General features: G+C 57.4%; 19 protein-coding genes and 1 tRNA gene. 8 read left to right on the plus strand and 12 right to left on the minus strand.

The features are described from left to right. Positions 1-131 precede the first annotated feature (131 nt). Positions 132-1,145, plus strand: coding sequence for a class I fructose-bisphosphate aldolase (locus tag KEHDKFFH_RS03850; RefSeq protein WP_104320696.1), 1,014 nt, complete (start codon positions 132-134; stop codon positions 1,143-1,145). Between the two features lie 30 nt (positions 1,146-1,175). Here KEHDKFFH_RS03850 and KEHDKFFH_RS03855 read toward each other — a convergent pair whose 3' ends face one another. The 8 genes from KEHDKFFH_RS03855 to KEHDKFFH_RS03890 form a co-directional block, all read right to left on the minus strand. Continuing rightward, a complete protein-coding gene (locus tag KEHDKFFH_RS03855; protein WP_104320697.1) occupies positions 1,176-2,168 on the minus strand; it encodes an MBL fold metallo-hydrolase in 993 nt (330 codons plus the stop codon). 106 nt (positions 2,169-2,274) lie between these two features. After that, entirely contained in the window at positions 2,275-3,246 is a 972-nt protein-coding gene (locus tag KEHDKFFH_RS03860; protein ID WP_104320698.1) for a tRNA dihydrouridine synthase, read from the minus strand. A gap of 137 nt (positions 3,247-3,383) precedes the next feature. Then, complete coding sequence (katG, locus tag KEHDKFFH_RS03865) at positions 3,384-5,555, minus strand: catalase/peroxidase HPI (protein WP_104320699.1); 2,172 nt, start codon at positions 5,553-5,555, stop codon at positions 3,384-3,386. A 366-nt stretch (positions 5,556-5,921) separates the two neighbouring features. Then, positions 5,922-6,140, minus strand: a complete 219-nt coding sequence (locus tag KEHDKFFH_RS03870) for a DUF2835 domain-containing protein (RefSeq protein WP_008172004.1) — start codon at positions 6,138-6,140, stop codon at positions 5,922-5,924. A gap of 168 nt (positions 6,141-6,308) precedes the next feature. Next, positions 6,309-8,201 carry a molecular chaperone HtpG gene (gene htpG, locus KEHDKFFH_RS03875; RefSeq protein WP_104320700.1) on the minus strand — a complete coding sequence of 631 codons (1,893 nt, stop codon included), beginning with the start codon at positions 8,199-8,201 and terminating at the stop codon, positions 6,309-6,311. Between the two features lie 255 nt (positions 8,202-8,456). Then, entirely contained in the window at positions 8,457-8,891 is a 435-nt protein-coding gene (locus KEHDKFFH_RS03880) for a PaaI family thioesterase (RefSeq protein ID WP_064226824.1), read from the minus strand. Beyond that, positions 8,888-9,358, minus strand: coding sequence for a PaaI family thioesterase (locus tag KEHDKFFH_RS03885; protein ID WP_064226823.1), 471 nt, complete (start codon positions 9,356-9,358; stop codon positions 8,888-8,890). Before KEHDKFFH_RS03885 ends, KEHDKFFH_RS03880 begins: the two co-directional genes overlap by 4 nt. 18 nt (positions 9,359-9,376) lie before the next feature. After that, positions 9,377-10,117, minus strand: a complete 741-nt coding sequence (locus KEHDKFFH_RS03890; RefSeq protein WP_064226822.1) for a DUF599 domain-containing protein — start codon at positions 10,115-10,117, stop codon at positions 9,377-9,379. Positions 10,118-10,316: 199 nt separating this feature from the next. Between KEHDKFFH_RS03890 and KEHDKFFH_RS03895 the strand changes: the two genes are divergently transcribed. The 4 genes from KEHDKFFH_RS03895 (at position 10,317) to KEHDKFFH_RS03910 (ending at position 14,452) form a co-directional block, all read left to right on the plus strand. Further along, positions 10,317-11,594: a M48 family metalloprotease gene (locus KEHDKFFH_RS03895; protein ID WP_104320829.1), complete on the plus strand. Its 1,278-nt coding sequence runs from the start codon at positions 10,317-10,319 to the stop codon at positions 11,592-11,594. A 173-nt stretch (positions 11,595-11,767) separates the two neighbouring features. Next, positions 11,768-12,313: a hypothetical protein gene (locus tag KEHDKFFH_RS03900; RefSeq protein WP_104320701.1), complete on the plus strand. Its 546-nt coding sequence runs from the start codon at positions 11,768-11,770 to the stop codon at positions 12,311-12,313. Next, positions 12,313-13,500, plus strand: coding sequence for an iron-containing alcohol dehydrogenase (locus tag KEHDKFFH_RS03905; RefSeq protein ID WP_104320702.1), 1,188 nt, complete (start codon positions 12,313-12,315; stop codon positions 13,498-13,500). The genes KEHDKFFH_RS03900 and KEHDKFFH_RS03905 overlap by 1 nt, the downstream gene beginning before the upstream one ends. A gap of 169 nt (positions 13,501-13,669) precedes the next feature. Next, positions 13,670-14,452: a substrate-binding periplasmic protein gene (locus tag KEHDKFFH_RS03910; protein WP_104320830.1), complete on the plus strand. Its 783-nt coding sequence runs from the start codon at positions 13,670-13,672 to the stop codon at positions 14,450-14,452. A gap of 9 nt (positions 14,453-14,461) precedes the next feature. Here the strand turns inward: KEHDKFFH_RS03910 and KEHDKFFH_RS03915 are convergent, their stop codons facing one another. Together KEHDKFFH_RS03915 and KEHDKFFH_RS03920 are read right to left on the minus strand one after the other, a co-directional pair. Beyond that, entirely contained in the window at positions 14,462-16,948 is a 2,487-nt protein-coding gene (locus KEHDKFFH_RS03915; protein ID WP_104320703.1) for an ABC transporter permease, read from the minus strand. After that, positions 16,948-17,667 carry an ABC transporter ATP-binding protein gene (locus KEHDKFFH_RS03920; protein ID WP_104320831.1) on the minus strand — a complete coding sequence of 240 codons (720 nt, stop codon included), beginning with the start codon at positions 17,665-17,667 and terminating at the stop codon, positions 16,948-16,950. Before KEHDKFFH_RS03920 ends, KEHDKFFH_RS03915 begins: the two co-directional genes overlap by 1 nt. Before the next feature lie 62 nt (positions 17,668-17,729). Between KEHDKFFH_RS03920 and KEHDKFFH_RS03925 the strand changes: the two genes are divergently transcribed. Next, positions 17,730-18,359 (plus strand): arylesterase, encoded by a 630-nt coding sequence (locus KEHDKFFH_RS03925; protein WP_104320704.1) that lies wholly within the window; start codon positions 17,730-17,732, stop codon positions 18,357-18,359. Between the two features lie 7 nt (positions 18,360-18,366). Here the strand turns inward: KEHDKFFH_RS03925 and KEHDKFFH_RS03930 are convergent, their stop codons facing one another. Further along, on the minus strand, positions 18,367-19,332 hold the full coding sequence (locus KEHDKFFH_RS03930) for a YheT family hydrolase (protein ID WP_192875740.1): 966 nt from the start codon (positions 19,330-19,332) through the stop codon (positions 18,367-18,369). A gap of 72 nt (positions 19,333-19,404) precedes the next feature. On the opposite strand from KEHDKFFH_RS03930, the gene KEHDKFFH_RS03935 reads away from it, so the two are divergent. Continuing rightward, a tRNA-Asn gene (locus KEHDKFFH_RS03935) sits at positions 19,405-19,480 on the plus strand. A gap of 56 nt (positions 19,481-19,536) precedes the next feature. Here KEHDKFFH_RS03935 and KEHDKFFH_RS03940 read toward each other — a convergent pair. Continuing rightward, positions 19,537-20,826: a M18 family aminopeptidase gene (locus KEHDKFFH_RS03940; RefSeq protein ID WP_104320706.1), complete on the minus strand. Its 1,290-nt coding sequence runs from the start codon at positions 20,824-20,826 to the stop codon at positions 19,537-19,539. Positions 20,827-20,947: 121 nt separating this feature from the next. On the opposite strand from KEHDKFFH_RS03940, the gene KEHDKFFH_RS03945 reads away from it, so the two are divergent. Beyond that, positions 20,948-21,433, plus strand: coding sequence for a hypothetical protein (locus tag KEHDKFFH_RS03945; protein ID WP_104320707.1), 486 nt, complete (start codon positions 20,948-20,950; stop codon positions 21,431-21,433). The last annotated feature ends 2 nt before the right edge of the window (positions 21,434-21,435 follow it).

A 21,435-nucleotide genomic window follows, 5' to 3' on the forward strand; every position in this document is an offset into this window, starting at 1 on the left:
TTTACAGCCTAAATCACTGAGCCGGTTTATGCCTTAGCCCAGATCAAATTCCAGACCGCTATTCAACGTCTACAATAAGGTGGCGGGCCGAACGACCAATCAGACCTTCAAGGATCAATCAGGAGCTCACTATGACCATTCAGGAAGAACTGAACACCACCGTCCGGGATCTGGTTCAGCCCGGCAAGGGAATTCTCGCGGCGGATGAAAGCCACCCCACCATTGCCAAACGCTTCAAAGCGGTTGGCGTGGAATCCAGCGAAGACAAACGCCGGGAATACCGGAGCCTCATTTTCTCTGCTTCCGGGCTCGGAGAATTCATCAGCGGGGTCATTCTTTTCGAAGAGACGCTGGGCCAGAACAGTCTCGACAATGTGGCCATGCCCAAGCTGCTGGCCAGCAAGGGCATCGTGCCGGGCATCAAGGTAGACAAGGGCAAGGGCCCCCTGGTTAATGCCCCCGGTGATGAAATCACCTTTGGCCTGGATGGCCTGGACGACCGCCTGGAAATCTACAAGAACCAGGGTGCGCGGTTTGCCAAGTGGCGGGATGTGTATCACATCTCGGACACCCTGCCCTCACGGCAGGCGATCGAGGCGAATGCCGGGGTTCTTGCCCGTTATGCAGCGATCTGCCAGTCCCTGGGCATCGTGCCCATTGTCGAGCCGGAAGTACTGATTGATGGCAATCACACCATTGAGCGCTGCGGGGAAGTGAGCGAAGCGGTGATTCGCGAGGTTTTCCAGGCCCTTTACCGGCATAAAGTGGAACTGGAACACATAATCCTGAAGCCCAGCATGGTGACACCGGGCAAGGAAAATCCAAAGGCATCACCGGAGGAAGTGGCGACAGCAACCCTTGATGTCTTTCGCAGGGCGGTTCCAGCAGCGGTACCCGGCATCTTTTTCCTCTCGGGCGGCCAGACTCCGGAAGAAGCGACCCTCAACCTGAATGCCATGAACAGCATGGGCCCTCAGCCCTGGGAGCTCAGCTTTTCCTACGGTCGGGCCCTGCAGGAACCGGCCCAGAAAGCCTGGGCCGGTAATCTGGAACATGGTCCCGAGGCGCAAGCAGCGATGCTCAAGCGCGCTCGCCTTAACGGTGCAGCGCGCTCGGGCAATTACCGACCGGAAATGGAAGACTGACCGGCAACTGTCTTGCGTCAGCGTGTTCCCTTAGTCACAGCCAGAGACGCAGCTCGCCATGCCATTGAATGCCATGGTACGGCCACTGAGGGGCACATGGACCGGCACGGTCACTGAATCCCGGAACAGGGCCGTGCGCGTGCCGTCCTGCACCTCGCCACCGGAGGTCGCCGGTTCGTTCGCATGGGAGGCAATGACCGCCTTCGGTTGCACCAGGTCATTGATGACGTAAGCCGCCTGTTTTGGCCCGGTAGTGAAAGTGTCTCCGATGTTCATCACCACCAACCCTGCGCCATAATGATCCTTCACCACCAGCTTTTGCTCTGCAGTGATACCGGTATCACCAGAAAGGTATACAACCAACCCGTTGGAAAACTTCAACACATAGCCGGTTGGTGGCCCGACACTCGCGCCGACACCGGCTGCCGCCAGGTATTCCGCCAGTGGCCCGGTCAGGAAGGAAGGCGAAACGCCATTGCTGTGAACCGCAGGCACCGTGGTGATTGCCACCCCGCCGACCTCACGTTCGCCACCGAAACGCACCAACATGGAGTTTGCGGCGTCGCCGCCAGCGTCCTTGAGCTTGGCGGCAAAAAATGCGGGCATTTCACTGCCGGTCACTATTTTTGCGCCATGCTTCACCGCAATGTCCACGGTGTTCGACTGTGGCAACGTTGAAACGCCAGTGTCCGGAGCCCCGCAGGTGCCTTCGTTTGTCTTGCTGATACGCTGGTCGCCCACGTGGTCCCCATGCATGTGGGAAACCAGAACAACATCAATCTTGCCCAGACGGGGATCGTCTGGGCCGGCGACGGTTCTGCCGGCATCGTAGAGTATGCGGGTACCATTCGGGTCTTCAAACACCAGCGCCCGGTCCCGACTGCAAAACTCGCCATCGTGACTACCCAGGGGTGTAACCTTCACCACATGGTCTTCAGCTGCAGCCGGCATGGCCGCGCCGAGGAGCATGCAGGCGCCGAACCCGGCGAACGCCAGGGTGTGGCGTAAACGTGTTGATAGCATGTTGATCGTCCTCCCACTCGTTTTATTGTTGGCACTGTCTTGATACGAACGACACAACCGTTCATACCAGTTTAGCCGGGGAAAACTAACGAGTGGGATATCCGGATCAGGCGGCGCGGGAACCTGGAACAGAAACCTGCTGCTCAAGACAGGCCATCATGGGTGCCACCTGGCGAATCTTGCGGGCCTCGGGCCAGAGGATTTCAGCCTCGGCAAAACCCTGACGCAGGAAGTTGAGCCACTGCTTGATGCGACCGGTCACGTAGCGGTCCTCCAGCCAGCCCTGCAGAACCGTGGCATACTCACGAACCAGAACCACAGCTTCCGGCCAGGTCATATCCGGTACCGTTTCGCCCTGCTGGCTGGCTTTGATCTGACGGGCCAGGTCTGGCCTTGCTATGAGACCACGGCCAATCATGACATCGTCGCAGCCGGAGACCTCTCGGCATCGCCAGTAGTCCGCCACGGTCCAGATCTCGCCATTGGCAATGATATGAGTCTTTACCGCTTCCCGGGCCCGGGCGATTTCCTCCCAGTAGGCGGGCGGCTTGTAGCCATCGACTTTGCTGCGGGCGTGGATGACAATCTCTTCGGCTCCGGCAGCTTCCAGGGCCTGGGCACAGGCCACACCCATGGACCGGTCGTCATAGCCCAGCCGCATTTTGGCCGTGACGGGCACGTGGCCTGGCACGGCCTGGCGAACGGCGGCCACAATTTCATGCATCAGCTCCGGTTCGCGCATCAGTATGCAGCCGCCCTTGTGTTTGTTCACGGTTTTGGCCGGGCAACCAAAATTGATATCGACCTGGGTGGCGCCCAGTTCCGCAGCCCGCACACCATGGCGTGCCATCTGGTGAGGGTCTGAGCCCAGTAACTGGACCGCAACGGGGGTACCCACCCGGGTGAGAGACTGGTTATGCAGCTCGGGGGCGTATTTGTAGAACACTCTCGGCGGCAACATGCCGTGGGTCACGCGAACGAATTCGGTTACGCACCGGTCAATACCGCCGACCCCGGTGAGGGTTTCACGGATAGGTGCGTCAACCAGCCCTTCCATCGGGGCAAGAATAATCCGCATGAGTGCTCCAGTCTTAACAGGGTCTGTTCAGGGTGAGACCGATCAAAAATCAGACGGAGCGGATTGTAAGGAATTTGGCGGGAAGTTGATAGACGGGCACCCCGTTGCCGGGGTGCCCAACCATCTGCTTACAGGTCTTATTTAACGTCGAATCGATCGGCGTTCATGACCTTGGTCCAGGCTGCAACGAAGTCTTTTACAAACTTCTCTTCGTTGTCGTCCTGGGCGTACACCTCTGCGTAGGCTCGCAGGATGGAGTTGGAACCGAACACGAGATCAACACGGGTCGCGGTGAACTTGGTATTGCCACTATTGCGATCCACGATGTTGTACGAGTTCTTGCCAGTAGGCTCCCAACGGTTCGCCATGTCGGTCAGATTCACGAAGAAGTCGTTGGTCAGCTGGCCAACGCGATCCGTGAATACGCCGTGTTTGGTGCCACCGTAGTTGGTGCCGAGCACCCGCATGCCACCGAGCAGAACTGTCATTTCAGGTGCGGTCAGGCCCATCAGCTGGGCGCGGTCCAGAAGCATTTCTTCCGGCTTGACCACGTAATCCTTCTTCTGCCAGTTACGGAAGCCATCCGCCAGCGGCTCCAACGGTTCAAAGGATTCAGCATCCGTCATCTCGTCGGTAGCATCGCCACGGCCCTTCAGGAAGGGAACGTGAACCTCATGGCCGGCTGCCTTCGCCGCCATCTCGATACCCAGGTTACCACCGAGCACGATCACGTCAGCGATGCTGGCGCCGGTGTCAGCCGAGATCTGCTCGTAGACCTTGAGCACCTTGTCCAGACGATCAGGCTCATTACCCTGCCAATCCTTCTGGGGCGCCAGGCGAATGCGGGCACCATTGGCACCACCACGCATGTCAGAGCCGCGGAACGTGCGGGCACTGTCCCAGGCAGTCGTAATCAGCTCGTTCAGGCTCAGACCTGCTCCAGCGATTTTCTCTTTAACCACTTCTTCGGTGTAGTTGGTCTCGCCCTGGGGGCACGGGTCCTGCCAGATCAGATCTTCAGCCGGTACACCCGGACCGATATACCGGGCTTTCGGTCCCATGTCCCGGTGCGTCAGTTTGAACCAGGCACGGGCGAAGCAGTCCTTGAAGTAGTCCGGATCTGCCATGAACTTCTCACAGATCGCGCGGTACTTCGGGTCCACCTTCATGGCCATGTCGGCGTCGGTCATCATCGGCATGCGACGGACGGAAGGATCGGTCGGATCGACCGGCATGTGCTCTTCTTTGATATCCACCGGCTCCCACTGGTTTGCACCAGCCGGGCTCTTGGTCAGCTGCCACTCGTAACCGAACAGCAGATCCAAGTAACCCATATCAAACTTGGTTGGGTTGGTGGTCCAGGCACCTTCAATGCCAGACGTTACGGCATTTGTCGCCTTACCCTGCAGGTTGGGGTTCATCCAGCCAAGACCCTGGGTTTCCACGTCTGCACCTTCCGGCTCTGCGCCCAGGGCATCGGCATCACCATTGCCGTGAGCCTTACCAACGGTATGACCACCTGCGGTGAGAGCAGCGGTCTCTTCATCGTTCATCGCCATGCGCGCAAACGTGGTGCGAACCTGCTCAGCGGTTTTCTGCGGGTCCGGCTGACCATTGACGCCTTCCGGATTCACATAAATCAGACCCATCTGGACGGCCGCCAGCGGGTTTTCCATGGTGTCTGGTTTCTCCACATCTTCATAACGGCTGTCAGACGGCGCCAGCCACTCTTTCTCAGCACCCCAATAGATGTCCTTTTCCGGATGCCAGATATCTTCACGGCCATAGGAGAAACCGAAGGTCTTCAAACCGAACGATTCATAGGCAACGTTGCCGGCCAGAATGTACAGATCGGCCCAACTGATCTTGTTGCCGTACTTCTTCTTGAGCGGCCACAGCAGACGGCGGGCCTTATCGAGGTTGCCGTTGTCGGGCCAGGAGTTCAGAGGAGCAAAGCGCTGGTTACCGGTACCTGCGCCACCGCGGCCATCGGCCAGTCGATAGGTGCCGGCAGCGTGCCACGCCAGACGAATCATCAGGCCACCGTAATGCCCCCAGTCAGCCGGCCACCATTCCTGGCTGTTGGTCATCAGCTCGTGCATGTCTTTTTCAAGCGCTTCGTGGTCGAGCTTTTTGACCTCTTCGCGGTAATCGAAATCCTCACCCAGAGGATTCGTTTTTCGGTCGTGCTGATGCAGAATATCGAGGTTCAGATTCTCAGGCCACCAGCCGGCTACATCGGCCTGCTCCTGAGTGTTCGAGCCATGCATTACGGGGCACTTTCCACCCGCACTGTTATTGTCCGTCATTTCTCTCTCCTCATTGGGGTTGGCAAAACGACACTACTTTGATTCAGGCACCTCTAACTATAGGACACAACAAATACTCTGCTCTGAGTATTTATTATCTCGGGGATAGCGTGTGCCTATAGCGTTTCCCGCATGCTTTGCGGGCTTCATTCCGTTATTGGGCACAAGCATAGTCGCTTGAGTAATCCGACAGGATCCCGAGAACATCCGGCCAGGCGATAGACTGGTAAAGTGAAAACACACTGAACATGGATCTGCTCCTGCCTAACGAGAACATCTCCACCATAGCGCGGGGTCGATCGCCCAATACAATTAATTAAAAATAAATTTGTGAAAGTTTTTCTTTATGACCGGCGTGTCGGCTGCTCAAAGCCGTTCAATGGACGAGAACTTGCCGGCATCGTCAAAAACGATGCGGAAACTGCCGCGAATACCGTCGCGGAGGTAGAAACGGGAGAGGATACGTGCCGGAAACCGGACAGAGCGTCCGTCCCGGGCCGTGGTGTGAACATCGGTGGCAACGCCCTGATAGAGTTTGATCCACTCATCAGGGCTGATGCTGATATCCACAATGATCTGCTGCATCTGATTCTGACCTTTTTGTCGGATTACGGCTTCGCCTAATCCGACCTACAAAGACTAACCGGCATGCTTGTCATACTGTCGGATTACGGCTTCGCCTCATCCGACCTACCTTGATTTGTAGGTCGGATTAGCCAACGGCGTAATCCGACGCAGAACCGGCTCCAGGCCTCAGTTGGCCAGTTCAAGCAGCAGACGATTCAGGCGGGTAACGTAGGCGCCCGGGTCCGGGAGCTGCTCGCCGCTGGCCAGGGTGGCCTGGTCCAGAATGACTGCCGAGAGCTCGTTGAACCGCTCTTCGCCCTTCTCGCTTTCCAGGCGCTGAACCAGCGGATGATCAACGTTGATCTCAAAGATCGGCTTGCTGTCCGGCACTTTTTGGCCGGCAGCTTCCATGATCTTCTTCATCTGCGCACCCATGTCGAAATCACCCACAACCAGGCAGGCCGGTGAATCGGTCAGTCGGTTGGTAACCCGCACTTCCTGCACTCGGTCGCTCAGGGCATTCTTGATGCGCTCCAGCAGGTCCTTGTGCTCTTCGGCCGCCTCTTCCTTGTGCTTCTTGTCCTCCTCGGTCTCAATTTCGCCGAGATCCAGATCCCCCCGGGCAACGTCCTGGAACTGCTTGCCGTCGTATTCACTGAGGTATCCCATCATCCACTCGTCGATGCGATCGGTGAGGATCAGCACCTCAATGCCCTTCTTGCGGAAGACTTCCAGGTGCGGGCTGCTCTTGGCCGCTGTGAAGTTGTCAGCGGTGATGTAGTAGAGCTTCTTTTGCCCTTCCTTCATCCGGCTGATGTAATCATCCAGCGAGACATTCTGCGCGCTCTCACCGGTATGGGTGGAGGCAAAACGCAGCAGACCGGCAATCTTCTCGCGGTTGCTGAAATCTTCCGCCGGGCCTTCCTTCAATACGGTGCCGAACTCTCCCCAGAACTTCTGGTACTGCTCGGGATCCTTCTTGGCCAGTTTGGACAGCATGTCCAGAACCCGCTTGGTCAGCGCGGTACGGATGCTTTCCACGGTGCTGTCGTTCTGCAGGATCTCACGGGACACGTTCAGGGACAGATCGTTGGAATCGATCACACCCTTGGCGAAGCGCAGGTACAGCGGCAGGAACTGCTCGGCGTCATCCATGATGAACACACGCTGCACATACAGCTTCAGGCCACGGGGCGCTTCCCGGTTGTAAAGATCAAACGGTGCCCGGGCGGGGATATACAGCAGGCTGGTGTAGTCCAGCTTGCCTTCCACCTTGTTGTGGGACCAGGTCAGCGGATCTTCAAAATCGTGGGCAATGTGTTTGTAGAACTCCTTGTACTCCTCGTCCTTGATCTCGGTACGCGGGAGGGTCCAGAGCGCTGTCGCGTCGTTGACGGTTTCGTACTCGTCTTTCTTTTCACCTTCGTCGGATTCGGCCTTCATCACCACCGGGAAGGAAATATGATCCGAGTACTTCTTCACCAGACTGCGCAGCTTCCAGCCGTTCGCGAATTCCTTGGCGTCTGGTTTCAGGTGCAGCACGATCTGGGTACCGCGGTTATCCCGATTGACCTGTTCAATGGAAAACTCACCGTCGCCCTTGGACTCCCAATGCACGCCCTCTTCTGCCGGCGCACCGGCGCGGCGGGTAAAGACATCCACCTTGTCGGCCACGATAAACGACGAGTAGAAACCAACACCGAACTGACCGATCAGCTTGCTGTCCTTTTTCTCATCACCAGACAACTGCTTCAGGAATTCAGCAGTACCAGAGCGGGCAATGGTGCCGAGGTTCTGGATGACGTCGTCACGGGTCATGCCGATACCGTTATCGGTGAGGGTGACGGTATTTGCCTCTTCATCAAAATCCAGGCGAATCTTCAGCTCAGGATCGCTTTCATAAAGGCTGTCGTCCTTCAGCGCCGCGAAGCGCAGTTTGTCTTCGGCATCTGAGGCGTTCGAAATCAGCTCACGAAGGAAGATTTCCTTGTTGGAATACAACGAGTGAATCATCAGGTGAAGCAGCTGCTTCACTTCGGTCTGGAATCCAAGCGTCTCTTTATTGGCTTCAACCGTCATGGCGTTTATGTCTCCTGATACAAATAAACGGGCGACTAGGGGCGCCCGAGTTACCTCATGATTCGTGGAGAGGCACGGATAGGAAGGGCTTTCCAAAACACGCTGTGAATACATCCATGTACGCTCGGCTCCGCCATCCATGGCTCCGCACGGTTTTGGAAAGCCCTTCCTACCCGCGCCACCCGGCTATTGAATTCGTGCTGACAAAAAAATGGGGGCGCACCGGGGCATTTCAAGCCCCAGCGCATCGGCAAATCAGTCTTCGAGGAGGAAATGCGCGCGGGCGGTTGCGATGGGTTGCGAACGGGATTTCTGCCAGGCGCTGACCATTACGTTGGCAACGCGGTTGCCCTGGCGGGTCAGGCGGCATTCGGCGTAAGTTTCGCGATTCAAACCGGCACGGAGGTAATCTAGGGAAAAGTCGACGATGCGCGGCATGCGTAGGCTTTCCTGGGACATGATCAGGTAGATATTGGCAGACATTTCCATGAAGCCGCCAATGACGCCACCGTGAATGGCCGGCAGGATCGGGTTACCAAGGTTGGAGTCCTTGCAGGGGAGGCGGAAAATCAGATCGTCGCCGAACCGCTCACACTGAAGGCCAATCCAGGTGGCGTAGGGAATGCTTTTGAGCATTCGGCTGAAGTCACCGGTTTCCTGGGTATAGCGGAGGATTTCAGGATCGGTCATTCTTCACCTCCGGTAATCAGGTCCCGATAGTGTTTCGGGCTGGCATCCTTGCCGATACGCATGAAGGTGGCAACGCAGTTGGCAATGGTTTCACCGCCCTCCTGGTAGGCCTCACAGCGGGTAAAAATGATGTTTCGGGTTACCCGGTAGGTTTCAGCCCTTGCGTAGACCGGCTTCCTGGGATGGGCCGGGCGCATGTAGTCCACACGCAGGTCCAGCGTCGGGCAGAGTTCAAAATCTTCCAACGCACACAGGATCACACAGCCTGAAGTGGTGTCCATCAATGTGGTAATGGCGCCGCCATGAATCACGCCGGTGTCCGGATTACCAATAATCTGGTCGCTGTAGGGCAGGCAAAGTGTGAGGCTGCCTTTTTTCGCCTCGGTAACCGTCAGACCCAGCTCTTTGGCCTGATTGAGGGTGTCGATAAAACGGGTGACCCGTTTCCGTCGGATATCATCGTTCATTCAGGTTCAACCTGTGGATCAACTTTTGGGTTTCGGGCTGTTTTCCGCCTTGCCGGGCACTGGCTCCTCAAACACCTTCCCTGCCCTCAACGCTTCCAGAGCCGTGGAGCAGAACTCCCGGCGGTAAAGGACGATCACCACCAGGGTGGATGCCGCCATGAAAACGATCGGATGGATAAACCAGCCTACCACGGCAAGTGCGTAATAGTAGGATCGCAGCCCAAGGTTAAAGGCATCGCCCGCGAGATTACAGATATTGCCGGCACTACGGGCAAACGCCTCCCGCCCTGCCGGGCTGGTTTTGGTATCGTCCGGTGGCGGGGCGCTGCCCACCATCACCGACACAAAATTGTACATCCGCATGGACCAGGTGAATTTGAAGAAGGCGTAGATAAATACGACCAACAGAACGACCATGCGCAGTTCCCAGACTTCCCGGGTGGGTAATGTGCCAAATGGCATGGTGCTGAACACTTCCATCACCTCCTGGGTATAGCCAAGAGCGGTGATAATACCCGCCAGAATCAGCAGGCAACTGGAGGCGAAAAAGGCGCCGTTCCGCTCCAGGTTGCCAACCACCGAGGCATCGGCAATCCGGTTTTCCCGGCGCAGCATTACGCGCATCCAGTCTTCCCGGTAAAGATCGAGCGTATTGGAGAGGCAGGGACGATCTGCGGCTCGGCGTTTGGAGTATTCGGTGTAGCCGAGCCAGCAAACCAGGAACCAGAGCAAAGCGATTAATTCGAGTAGATTACCCATGGGTTGCCTTAGGTTCGAAATTGGCGAAACAGTGCGGGAACAGGGGCTTATGATACGCCAAGGGTCTGCTCGCCACCACCGCTGAACAGGGTGAGGTAATCCACCCGGGGGCAATCATGTGCTATAAACTGGCCATTCAGGAATCGGGCAAAGTTTTATGGCAGTGCCCGACATCGCATTATCGAAAAGGGAGCTCATTGTGAACCTGTCTGCTATTAAAACCAGCGTCGTTGCTCTTGCCCTTGCGGTGACGCTCAGTGGCTGCTCGGTCAATCCGGTTACCGGGGAAAAGCAGCTTTCGCTGATCGGGGAAAGTCAGGAACTCGCCATGGGCGCGGAGCAATACGTGCCCACCCAACAAACCCAGGGCGGCCGGTTTTATGTGGACCCGGAACTGACGCTTTATGTGAGCGAGGTTGGCCAGAAAATGGCGGAGGTCAGTGACAGGCCGGATCTGCCCTATGAGTTCGTGGTCCTTAACAGCAGCGTACCGAATGCCTGGGCCCTGCCCGGGGGCAAGATTGCGATCAACCGCGGGCTGTTGACAGAACTTGAAGACGAAGCCCAGCTGGCATCCGTTCTTGGCCATGAGATTGTTCATGCCGCCGCCAGACACAGTGTCCAGCGCATGCAGCAGGGAATGCTGATCAGTGCCGGTGTTGCCGGCCTCGGTTTTGCCCTGTCGGATAACGAGTGGGCCGGGCTGATCATGGGTGGCGCTGCACTGGGAGCCCAGCTCGCGCTGGCGCAGTATAGCCAAGGCGATGAACTGGAATCAGACCACTACGGCATTCTCTACATGAAAGAGGCGGGCTACGACCCCCAGGCGGCTGTGGAGCTGCAGGAGCTCTTTCTGAAACTCTCTGAGGGCCGTCAGTCCAGTTTCATTGATGGCCTGTTCGCAACCCACCCGCCCTCGGCAAAACGGGTTCAGGAGAACCGCGAACTGGTTAAGAAAGTTGGTGCCGGCGGCTATCGTGGCGAGGATGTCTACAAGCGAAAGATGGCCAAACTCCGTTCGCTGCAGCCCGCTTATGATGCCCATGACACAGCGATGAAACTGGCCTCCAAAGGTGAGATGAAGCCGGCTTTGGAAAAGGTCAACGAGGCGATACGACTGCTCCCCCGGGAAGCCATGTTCTATGCTCTGCGCGGCCGCATCTATCAGGAGCAAAAGGAAGCCGAGAAAGCCGCTGCCGACTTTGAAAAGGCGGTGGAGCTCTATCCCGAGATGTTCAAATATCGTCTGTACAATGGCCTGAATGCTCTGAGACTCAACAATCTGGACAAGGCGAGGGAAAACCTCACCAAAGCCAATGAAACGGTGCCCACCTCCATTGCGTTTCTACGCCTCGGCGACGTTGCAGTGAAGCAGAACAATCGAAATGAGGCTATTGCCTATTACAGCAAGGCCGCCGAAGCCGGAGGGGACGTTGCCGAGGAGGCCAAACGTAAACTGGCGGCGCTCACGCAATAACTGTCCCCTGAATCGTTGACTTGAAAAGGCCGGAGTCCTGAGGGATTCCGGCCTTTTTGTTGCTAGAGATCAAGATTGCCGGGCTGACGCGCAACTTCTGTCATCAGCTCCATTGACTTTTAGAGCAATAACTCTAAAAATCAGATGACATCAACAATCATTGGATGACGGACATGTTAGCGAAACGTATCCAGCCCATGGTTTTCCAGGCGCGTCGCTTGTATGTGGAACTGATGTTCCAGGTAATGGGGCGAGCCCTGCAGGCCGTGAGTGAAGTGGACGAAAAGGTTCAGAACGAAGCCAGGGCTCTGCCTGATGGCTTTCTGTTTGAAATGATGGTGATGCCAAACGGCTCAAAGCTGATTGTCGAGCACACCGGCCAGGGACGTTTCCGTTACCACGATGACCAGGCTCCACGCCCGGTCGACCTGTCGATTCAGTTCAAACACATTGCTCATGCATTTCTGGTGCTGTCTTTCCAGGAAAAAACCTCGGTTGCATTCGCCAATGACCGCATGCTGGTCGATGGCGACATCAGCTATGCGGTGCGGATGACCCGGGTGCTGAATCGGCTTGAGTCCTTCATTCTGCCAAAACTGATTGCCGAGCGGGCGGTCAAGGAATACCCGGCCGACCTGCACCTCCCGGAAAAACTGATCAGCGCTGCGCGTATTTACCTGAAAGTTGCCACCAATTTCGTCGAGACAGTGAGAGCGTGATGACCAATAAATACTATGAGTTCTTCTGCCCGGTAAAAGTCATTGCCGGCAAGGCCGCACTGGAACATATTCCCTATGAGCTCACCGGGATGGCGGCCAAGCGGCCGATGATCGTCACCGACAAGGGCGTTCGTGCGGCCGGCCTGCTGGAACCCGTTATCGCGGCTTGTGAGGAAAGCGGACTGGAGATCACCTCCATCTATGATGATGTTCCGCCAGACTCATCCACCACCGTGGTGCGGGATATCGCCGGTATCTATCGCCAGGAGAAGTGCGATTCCATCATCGCCGTCGGCGGCGGTTCGGCAATTGATACCGGCAAGGCCGTCAACATCTTGGTTTCCGAGGGTGGTGACGATATTGCCAAATACAGCGGTGCCGGCGTGCTCAAGCACCCCTTGAAGCCGTTTTTCGTTGTGCCGACAACGGCCGGCACCGGCTCCGAAGTTACCTCTGTTGCCGTGATTACCGATGAGGCCAAGGGCGTCAAGCTCCCCTTTACGTCACCGTTCCTGCTTCCGAACGCGGCCATTATTGACCCGCGCATGACCCTCACCCTGCCGCCCCACATCACCGCGGCAACAGCGATGGACGCCATGACCCATGCAACGGAAGCCTTTACCTGCATGGCCAAGAACCCGCTGAGCGATGCCTACGCCACGTCGGCGATCAAAAAGATCAGCCACTCACTTCTCCACGTTATGGACAACCCGAAAGACAGTGACGGCCGGTTGGACCTGGCCCAGGCGTCGACCATGGCCGGCATTGCCTTCTCAAATTCCATGGTAGGTCTGGTGCACGCGCTCGGGCACGCCACCGGCGCTATCTGCCACCTGCCCCATGGCCTGTGTATGAGCCTGTACCTGCCCTACGTGCTGGAATACAACCTGGAGACCATCCGGGACCCCCTGGGCGAGTTGCTGCTGTATCTGGAAGGCCCGGAAGTATTCGCAGCGACGCCAGCGGGCCGAAGGGCCGAGGCCAGCATTTCTGCTATTCGCAAGCTGCGGGACGCCCTGTACAAGCGATGCCAACTGCCACGGACTCTGAAAGAAACCGGCAAGGTAACCGAAGACCAGTTGGACCACATCGCCGAAATGGCGCTGGATGATGGCTCCATCATGTTCAATCCGAAGGAAGTCACCCTTGAAGATGCCCGCGCCGTCCTGCGACGTGCCTGGGCCTGATCTGTCATGCAGGGGCCTCGCCAGGGGCCCTCTGCTCGGGTGGTCTGAAGATAGAAATCAAATCATTGAAATTAACAAAGGAACAGAGGACAATTAAGATCTTCTGGCAGGGATGATAGCCGGGTTCGTTTTTCACCTACAGTACCGTTCCGTAGAGAGCCCCTTCCGCATGCAAAACCGACTTTCCTGCCGTTTATCTGCCACTCTGGGCACCCTCCTATTTGCTCTGGTGACACTTTCGCCCTCTGCATTTGCTTCTCAAGAAATCTCTCAGGAAAAGCAGGTTTTCCGTTTCAATGTTTCTCCAAACGGTTACCCGCCTTACCTAATCGTGCATCAGAACCAACCCTCAGGAATCATGTGGGATGTGGTGTCCGTGGTTGCCCGCCGCCTTGGCTACACGGTAATCGCGGAGCAGATACCGCGAAAACGGGTTGATCAGATGCTGCTTGAGGGGTACATCGACGGAACGCCGAGGGCCCGGGAGTGGGCCGACGATCCGGAGCAATTCCTGTTTACCGACCCGGTGGTGGACATTGAAGAGGTGTTTTTCGTTCCAGCGCAATCGGGCTTCTCGTACGAGAGCCCCGATGATCTGGTTTCAAAAACCATCGTCACTCATCTTGGCTACCGATACCCATTGCTCGAGCCCTACTTCGAAGAAGGTCGGATTCGCCGCTTTGATGTTTCCCGGGACAAAGACATGTTCACCTTCGTACTGCATGGCGACCGGTTCGACGCCGCTGTCGCCGACCGGCTCGTCGGCAAATGGATCCTCAGGAACGAGGGGCTGAGACAGCACTTCGACATAACCCGCGAGAGCATCAGTAATTACGGATTCAGGCTGATGCTACGGAAGGACTGGCATTCTTTTGCCAATAGATTCAATGAAGAATTGGCGAAGATGAAGGAGAATGGCGAACTCGACGCCATTCTCGCCAATTACCGATAGTCTCCGCCGTTACTCCAGACGCCTGAGCAACAGCATCGGCGACACGCTCAGAACCGGACGGAGCTGCCAGCGGCCAAACAGGGCCAGGACGACAGCGCTTATCAGCGGGATAGGCAATACCACGTGCCAGTGCCATTGGAACGCCCCCTCGAACATCCGGAACTGAAGTGCCCAGACTGCCGCCTCGGCGGCAACCACGCCCAGTAAACCCGCAAAACCGCCCAGCAATGCGAACTCGAGCATGGTGCTTCGCACCAGCAAACTCTGCCGTCCGCCGAGTGTTCGCAGCAACGCGCCTTCCCTCTGACGGTCGCGTAGCGTGGCACTGACCACCGCTGCCATCACCACAAGTGCAGCGGCAAGAATCAGCGCGAGAATTGCTTCAATCGCCTGGGTTACCTGCCGGACGATTTCCTGGATTCGCTCGATAATGTGGTCGATTTCCAGTACCGATACGGTCGGGAACTGCCGGGAAAATTCATTCAATGCATCCTTCCTGTCCTTGGGCAGGTAAAAGCTGGTAATCCATGTTGCAGGCATGTCCGTCAGGCCGCCCTCGGGCGGAAAGGCCATGTAGAAGTTGGGCTTCATGCTGTCCCACTGAACCGTGCGGATGCTGGTGACAGTTTCCGTCACCTTCTCGGAGCCGATGGTGAAGGTGAGCTCATCGCCGAGTGACAGGCCAAGCTGCCCGGCCAGTTCAGCTTCCACCGAGACACCCTCTTTCTGGTTCTCGCCGAACCAGGTGCCTTCAATAATCTCGTTATCTTCAGGCAAGGCCGACATCCAGGTCAGGTTCAGTTCACGATTGAGCGCGTTTACATTTTCGTCTTTACTGACCGCCTGCTTGACGGGCTGACCGTTGAGTTCAGTGAGGCGCCCGCGAACCATCGGGTAAAGCTTGTCCAGCGGCTGGCCACGCTCCTGCCAGAACGCATCCACTTCCTCTACCGCTTCCGGCGCGATGTTGATCAGGAAATGATTGGGAGCATCATCGGGCAACTGAGCCTGCCAGTCCGCCAGCAGTGACGTCCGCACCAGTATCAGTGTGGCGGCCAGCATCAGCGTCATCGCAAATACGGCGATCTGGGACAGACTGGCCCGGCGATGCCGGTACAGGCCAACCAGGGCAAGTCGCCAGGAGTTGCCGCCTCCACGGACCTTGCGCAGGGTCGCCACCATCTGCCAGCCCACCAGGCCCAGCGCGCCAATCAGCAGGGCAAGACCACCGAGCAGGGAAACAACAAGGGCCAGTTCTCCGGCGTACATCCAGACCAGCCCGAAGACCGCCACAATGGCGATCACGATATCCGGCAGGGCCTCACGCCCGGTTTCACCAGGCTGGCTGCGCAATACACGCATGGCCGGAACATTCCGAAGCCGACGCACCGGCGGATAGGCAAAGGCAAACAGGGAAACCAGGGCCGTCAACAGCGCAGGCACCAGAGCGGCAGGGTCAAGCTGGAAGTCGACGGGACGCTCCAGTACCTCGCTGAGCATACGAATCAGCAACCAGTAAAGCGGTATGGCCACCAGCAGGCCACCGACGATACCGGTAACGCCCCAGAGTGCCAGACGCCTCAGATACAGGCCGCGGATACCGGCACCACTCAGACCCAGGGTTTTCAGAAGTGCTACTGTATCGCGCTGGGACATGGCGTATTGCCTACTGGCCACAGCCACCGCCACAGCAGCCAGCAGGACCGCAAGACTGCCGCCCAGCAGCAGGAATCGTTCGGCACGCTCCAGGGAACGGGAGAAGGTTTCACCATCCCGCACCCCTTCCCACTCATGACTGGGCTCCAACCGGGGCTGCAGCCATTGATAGTAAGATTCCAGAGAAGCTTCAGCGCCGGCGAACAGATAGACGTACTCAACCCGGCTGCCCTCCTGAATGACCCCGGTGGCTGAGACATCGTCCACGTGCATCATCACCCTGGGCGCCAGAGCCGAAAGCCGGAAACCACCATCGGGCTCGCGAATGAGGAGGCCGGAGACCGTGAGGTTCAGATTCCCGACTTCCAGGGACTCGCCGATCTCGAGATCCAGAAGTCTGAGCAGGCGCGGGTTAATCCAGACCTCTCCGGGCCGGGGGCCCTGACTCACCAGCTCCCTCGTTCCCGTTGGCTCCCGCTGTATCTCGATATCGCCCCGAAGCGGATATTCATTGCTGACGGCTTTCACCGACACCAGCTGGAAATTATCAGCGCCCAAAACCATCGTGGAAAATTCCACCATCCGGCCGGTTGCCAGCCCCTGATCAGTCGCCTCTTGCAGCCAGGAATCCGGAATCGGGCGACCATTCTCTGCTTCCAGCTGGCGATCTGCCGCCAGGAACGAGCTGGCTGAAGAAACCAGGGTGCGCTGCAGCTGGCTGGCAAACAGGGCGATGGTGGCAACCGTGGCAACGGCAATGATCAGGGCAGCCAGAACGACGCGAACATCTCGTTCCCGCCAGTCCCGGCGGACTGACATGAGTTTTTTTGCAGCAGCCATCAGTGCGCCATCTCCTCCGCCGCTTCTGGTTCGGTAAGAACGCCGGCCTCAATATGGAACTGCCGATTGCAGCGCGCAGCCAGATGTTCGTCGTGGGTGACCATCACCAGCGTCGTGCCCTGTTCCCGGTTCAGCGCCATCAGCAGATCGGAAACTGCCTGGCCGGTGCGGTTATCCAGGTTGCCGGTCGGCTCATCGGCGAACAGAATCAGCGGGTCAGACGCGAATGCCCGGGCAATAGCCACCCGCTGCTGCTCACCACCGGAGAGCTGCCTGGGTGTATGGGTCAGTCGCTCGCCAAGCCCCACTCGTTCCAGTAGCTCACGGGCTCTCTTTTCCGGTGAAGCCATACCGGCAAGTTCCAGCGGCAGCATGACGTTTTCAAGCGCAGTGAGCGCCGGCAACAGCTGGAACGACTGGAATACAAACCCGACCCGGTGCGCCCGAAGCTTTGCCCGCTCGTCCTCGCTGAGTTTGCTGATCACCGATCCGTCCAGCTCAACCGTACCCTCAGTAGGCGTATCAAGGCCCGCCAGTAAACCCAGGAGTGTGGTTTTGCCGGAACCGGAACGCCCGACAATAGCTACGGACTCTCCCCGATTGATTTCGAGAGTGACCCCTTGCAAGATCGTGAGCGTATCGGTTTCAACACTGACGCGGTGAGTCAGGTTATCTACCCGTAACATTGGGCTCTGGCTATCCGGGTTAACATTGGTCATCTGGTTCACGGAATCTCCCGATCCTGGGTCCTGAAAACGACTTAAAGGTGTATTGGTTGTCTATGCATACGGCATTGGTGTACGTCAGATCAATTCTTTTTCTTGTAGTTACCCTGCTGGCCCTGCCGGTAGCGGCCAACCAGAGCACGCTGCTGATTGTAGGCGACAGCCTCAGTGCAGCCTATGGCGTACCCTCCGAAACCGCATGGGTGCAGCTGCTGCGTAACCGGCTGGAGAACAACGGGCTATCGGACTGGGAAGTGGTCAATGCCAGCATCAGTGGAGAAACGACCGATGGCGGTGCTCGCCGGCTGCCCGAACTGCTTGCGGAGAATGACCCCGAAGTGGTGATTATCGAATTGGGTGGCAACGATGGCCTTCGCGGCTTTCCGCCCAACGTGATCGAATCCAATCTCGCCTCCATGATCGAAAAGGTCCAGAGCTCGGGCGCCCGTGCTGTGCTGGTGGGCATGCAGATACCACCAAACTACGGACAGCGGTATACCGAAATGTTTGCTGACATTTACCCGAAGCTGTCAGACCGCTACGACACCGCTCTGGTTCCCTTTTTCCTGGACGGCATCTACAACCAGGACGGGCTGATGCAGGACGATGGCATTCATCCTACCGAGGAAGCCCAGGCCAAACTGCTGGAAAACGTCTGGCCTGTGCTCAAACCGATCCTGCAATAAAGCCGGATCAGCTCAATCCCTGCAAGAAAGCCAGGGCCCGACGCTCTGACCAGTAAAAGCCATCTTTCGCATGCTCGACAAACCCCACATGGCCGCCCCAGCGAGGGGCTTCCAGGCGCACATGTGCACCAAGCTGCCGCCGGGACTCCGGAAAGCACTGCGGCGACAGGAACGGATCATCGGCGGCATTCACCATCAGCGCCGGTACCCTGATGTCTCGCATCCGCCCAAGCGCCGAACACTGGGCCCAGTAATCCCGGGCATCGCGAAAGCCATGCAGAGGCGCCGTGTAACGATCATCAAATTCGTGAAAGCTGCGGATGGCATCAAACCCCGAAACATCTATGAGATCCGGAAACTTTTCCGCCTTTTCCTGCATTTTCACCTTCAGATCCCGAAGAAAGCGCTGCATATAGATTTTTCGGCTGGGCAAAGCCAGCATATCGGCGCTACCGGCCAGATCACAGGGAACCGAATAGGCAACGGCACCGCAGATCCGGCTATCCACCCGCTCTCCCTGCTCCCCCAAATAAAGCAGCGTCAGGTTGCCCCCCACACTGAACCCCGACAGAAACAAAGTGTCGTAGGTGCCGGCCAGACCATGATCGATCACCAGGCTGAGGTCTCCGGTGGCGCCACTGTGGTAAAACCTTGGCTGTCGGTTCATCACACCGCCGCAGGAGCGGAAGTTCCACGCCAGAACGTCCCAGCCCTCCCGTAACAGCGCCCGGGTGAGGCCCAGCACGTAAGGCCGTCGGCTGTGACCTTCGAGACCGTGAGACACGATGGCCAGGCGGTCACTGCCCTGCCGGTACCAGTCCAGATGCAGTTCGTCGTCATCCGGTGTGGCAATCACTTCGGGTTCCGGATCCATCATCGGGACTTTGCGAAACAGCGTGGGCCAGACAGACTGAACGTGGCCATTGCGCAACCAGGGCGGTGGACGGTAGTGAAGGGTCCTGCTTTCGTACAATTTTTAGCCTTTCATATCAGGGGGTTGACCCCGTAAATCAAAGCGCTTAATATGCGCGCCACTTGATGCTGTTCCCCGATAGCTCAGTTGGTAGAGCAACGGACTGTTAATCCGTTTGTCGCTGGTTCGAGCCCAGCTCGGGGAGCCACTTATTCCGAAATGCCGCTGTTTCAACTGAATCAGCGGCATTTTTCGTTTCCGACCTCAGAAAATCTGCTCGCGCTGCATGAATTCGGTCAGCACGCGGAACAGCGTGAAACCATCCTCTGTACCAATCAGCTCCCGAATGGAATGCATCCCGAACTGAGGCACACCAATATCTAGTGTGGTCACGCCAAGATTCCCCGCCGTCAGAGGCCCGATAGTGCTGCCACAGCCCATATCGCTTCGCACCACAAAGGTCTGATGCGGAAGCCCGAGTTCATCGCTGATGTGACGGTAAACAGCAGCAGAGCGGCTATTGGTCGCGTAGCGCTGATTGTGATTGACTTTGATCACCGGGCCCTGATTAAGAATCGGCCCGTGATTCTCATCGTGCTTGTCCATGTAGTTCGGATGAATCCCATGGGCGTTATCCGCCGACACCATCATCGAACGCGCGATGGCTCGCGCCCTGCCAGCACCGGCCCAGCGGTCCAGAACCGCGGTCAGGAACGGCCCCTGGGCGCCCTCGGCCGACATACTGCCAACTTCTTCATGATCGTTACAGACCAACAGCGCGGCCTCGTCACCGGAAGCCTTCAACAACGATTGCAAGCCAACGTAACAACTCAGCAGGTTATCCAGGCGCGCCGAGGCAATGAAATCATCGCGCAAACCGACGAACGAAGCTTCTCGGGCATCGTAGAAGCTCAGTTCATAACCCAGAACCTTGCGGGCACTAATCCCGGATTCGGCTTTGATCTGTTGTGAGAGCAGGTCAACAAAACTGGTAGTATCGCTTTCCGGAACCTGCATCAGAACCGGAGGCAGATCCGTCTGGGGGTTGACCGTCCGATTGCTGTTGGCTTCGCGGTCCAGATGAATGGCCAGGCTGGGAATAAACGCGATTGGCTTGCGAAAATCCACCAGGGTATCCCGTACCTTGCCGTCCTCGTCCAGCACGGTAACCCGGCCGGCCAGGGAAAGATCCCGATCAAACCAGGGGTTAAGCAGAACACCGCCGTAAACCTCGACACCCAGTTGGAAAAACCCCTTACGACGCAGCTCCGGGTTCGGCTTGACCTTCAGGCAGGGGCTGTCGGTATGGGCACCCACCATACGGATGCCGGAGGTGGTGACATCTTTGCTGCCGGTGCGGAAGGCTACGATTGAGGAGCCGTTGCGAACCACGTAGTAGCCCTGGTTGCTGGCCAGTGACCAATCTTCCCGCTCGTCCAGCTCCTGAAATCCGGCCGCACTGAGCCGTTGCTTCATGGTGTCGACCGCATGCCAGGGCGTGGGGGAGGTATTCAGAAACTTCAATAAATCTTTGTTAAATTCAGCGTGTTCCATGATGTCCCTGATTAAAAGATAATTGCTTCAACAGTATGGCATGAAGCCGTAAAGCCTCATACTGGGTCAACGGACATTCCCTATAACCGGGTCACAAATCAACCACCACCGGGAGCCCAACGTGCCTGCACCGAGATTTCTCGACATTGAATATTGCCAGACCGATGACGCCCTGTTCCCAACCGCCATGGCCTGGTCGCTGGAAGACGGGCGAATGAAAACCGTGGTGATCGCCCCTTCCGATGACTGGCTCCCGGAGGACGGTGATCTGGGCGATATCGACCTTCTCTATCTTGAAGAACAGGGCGTGCCCCTCATCGAACTGGCCCGGGAACTGCACCAGGACCTGCCAGACCAGACCGTTTTCGTGGACGGCCTCGATCCGGACGAGATTCTGGTGGACCTGATCTTCACTGCCGTGGCGCAGGAGGCCCCATTCGAAATCGCTCCCATCAGTGAGCTGATTACCGGCCTGGACAGCGAAACCCTGGAAGATCGTCGGCGCCAGCTCCTGTTCGAGGAAAGCCTGGAACCTCAACTGCCTGAAAACGGCGTCTACGCCCTGCTGCTGATGGCCCGGGAAGAAGGCCTGTTCGACGAGGACTGAGC

The organism is Marinobacter maroccanus (assembly GCF_002933275.1).
In the GTDB taxonomy this organism is placed as follows: Bacteria; Pseudomonadota; Gammaproteobacteria; order Pseudomonadales; family Oleiphilaceae; genus Marinobacter; species Marinobacter maroccanus.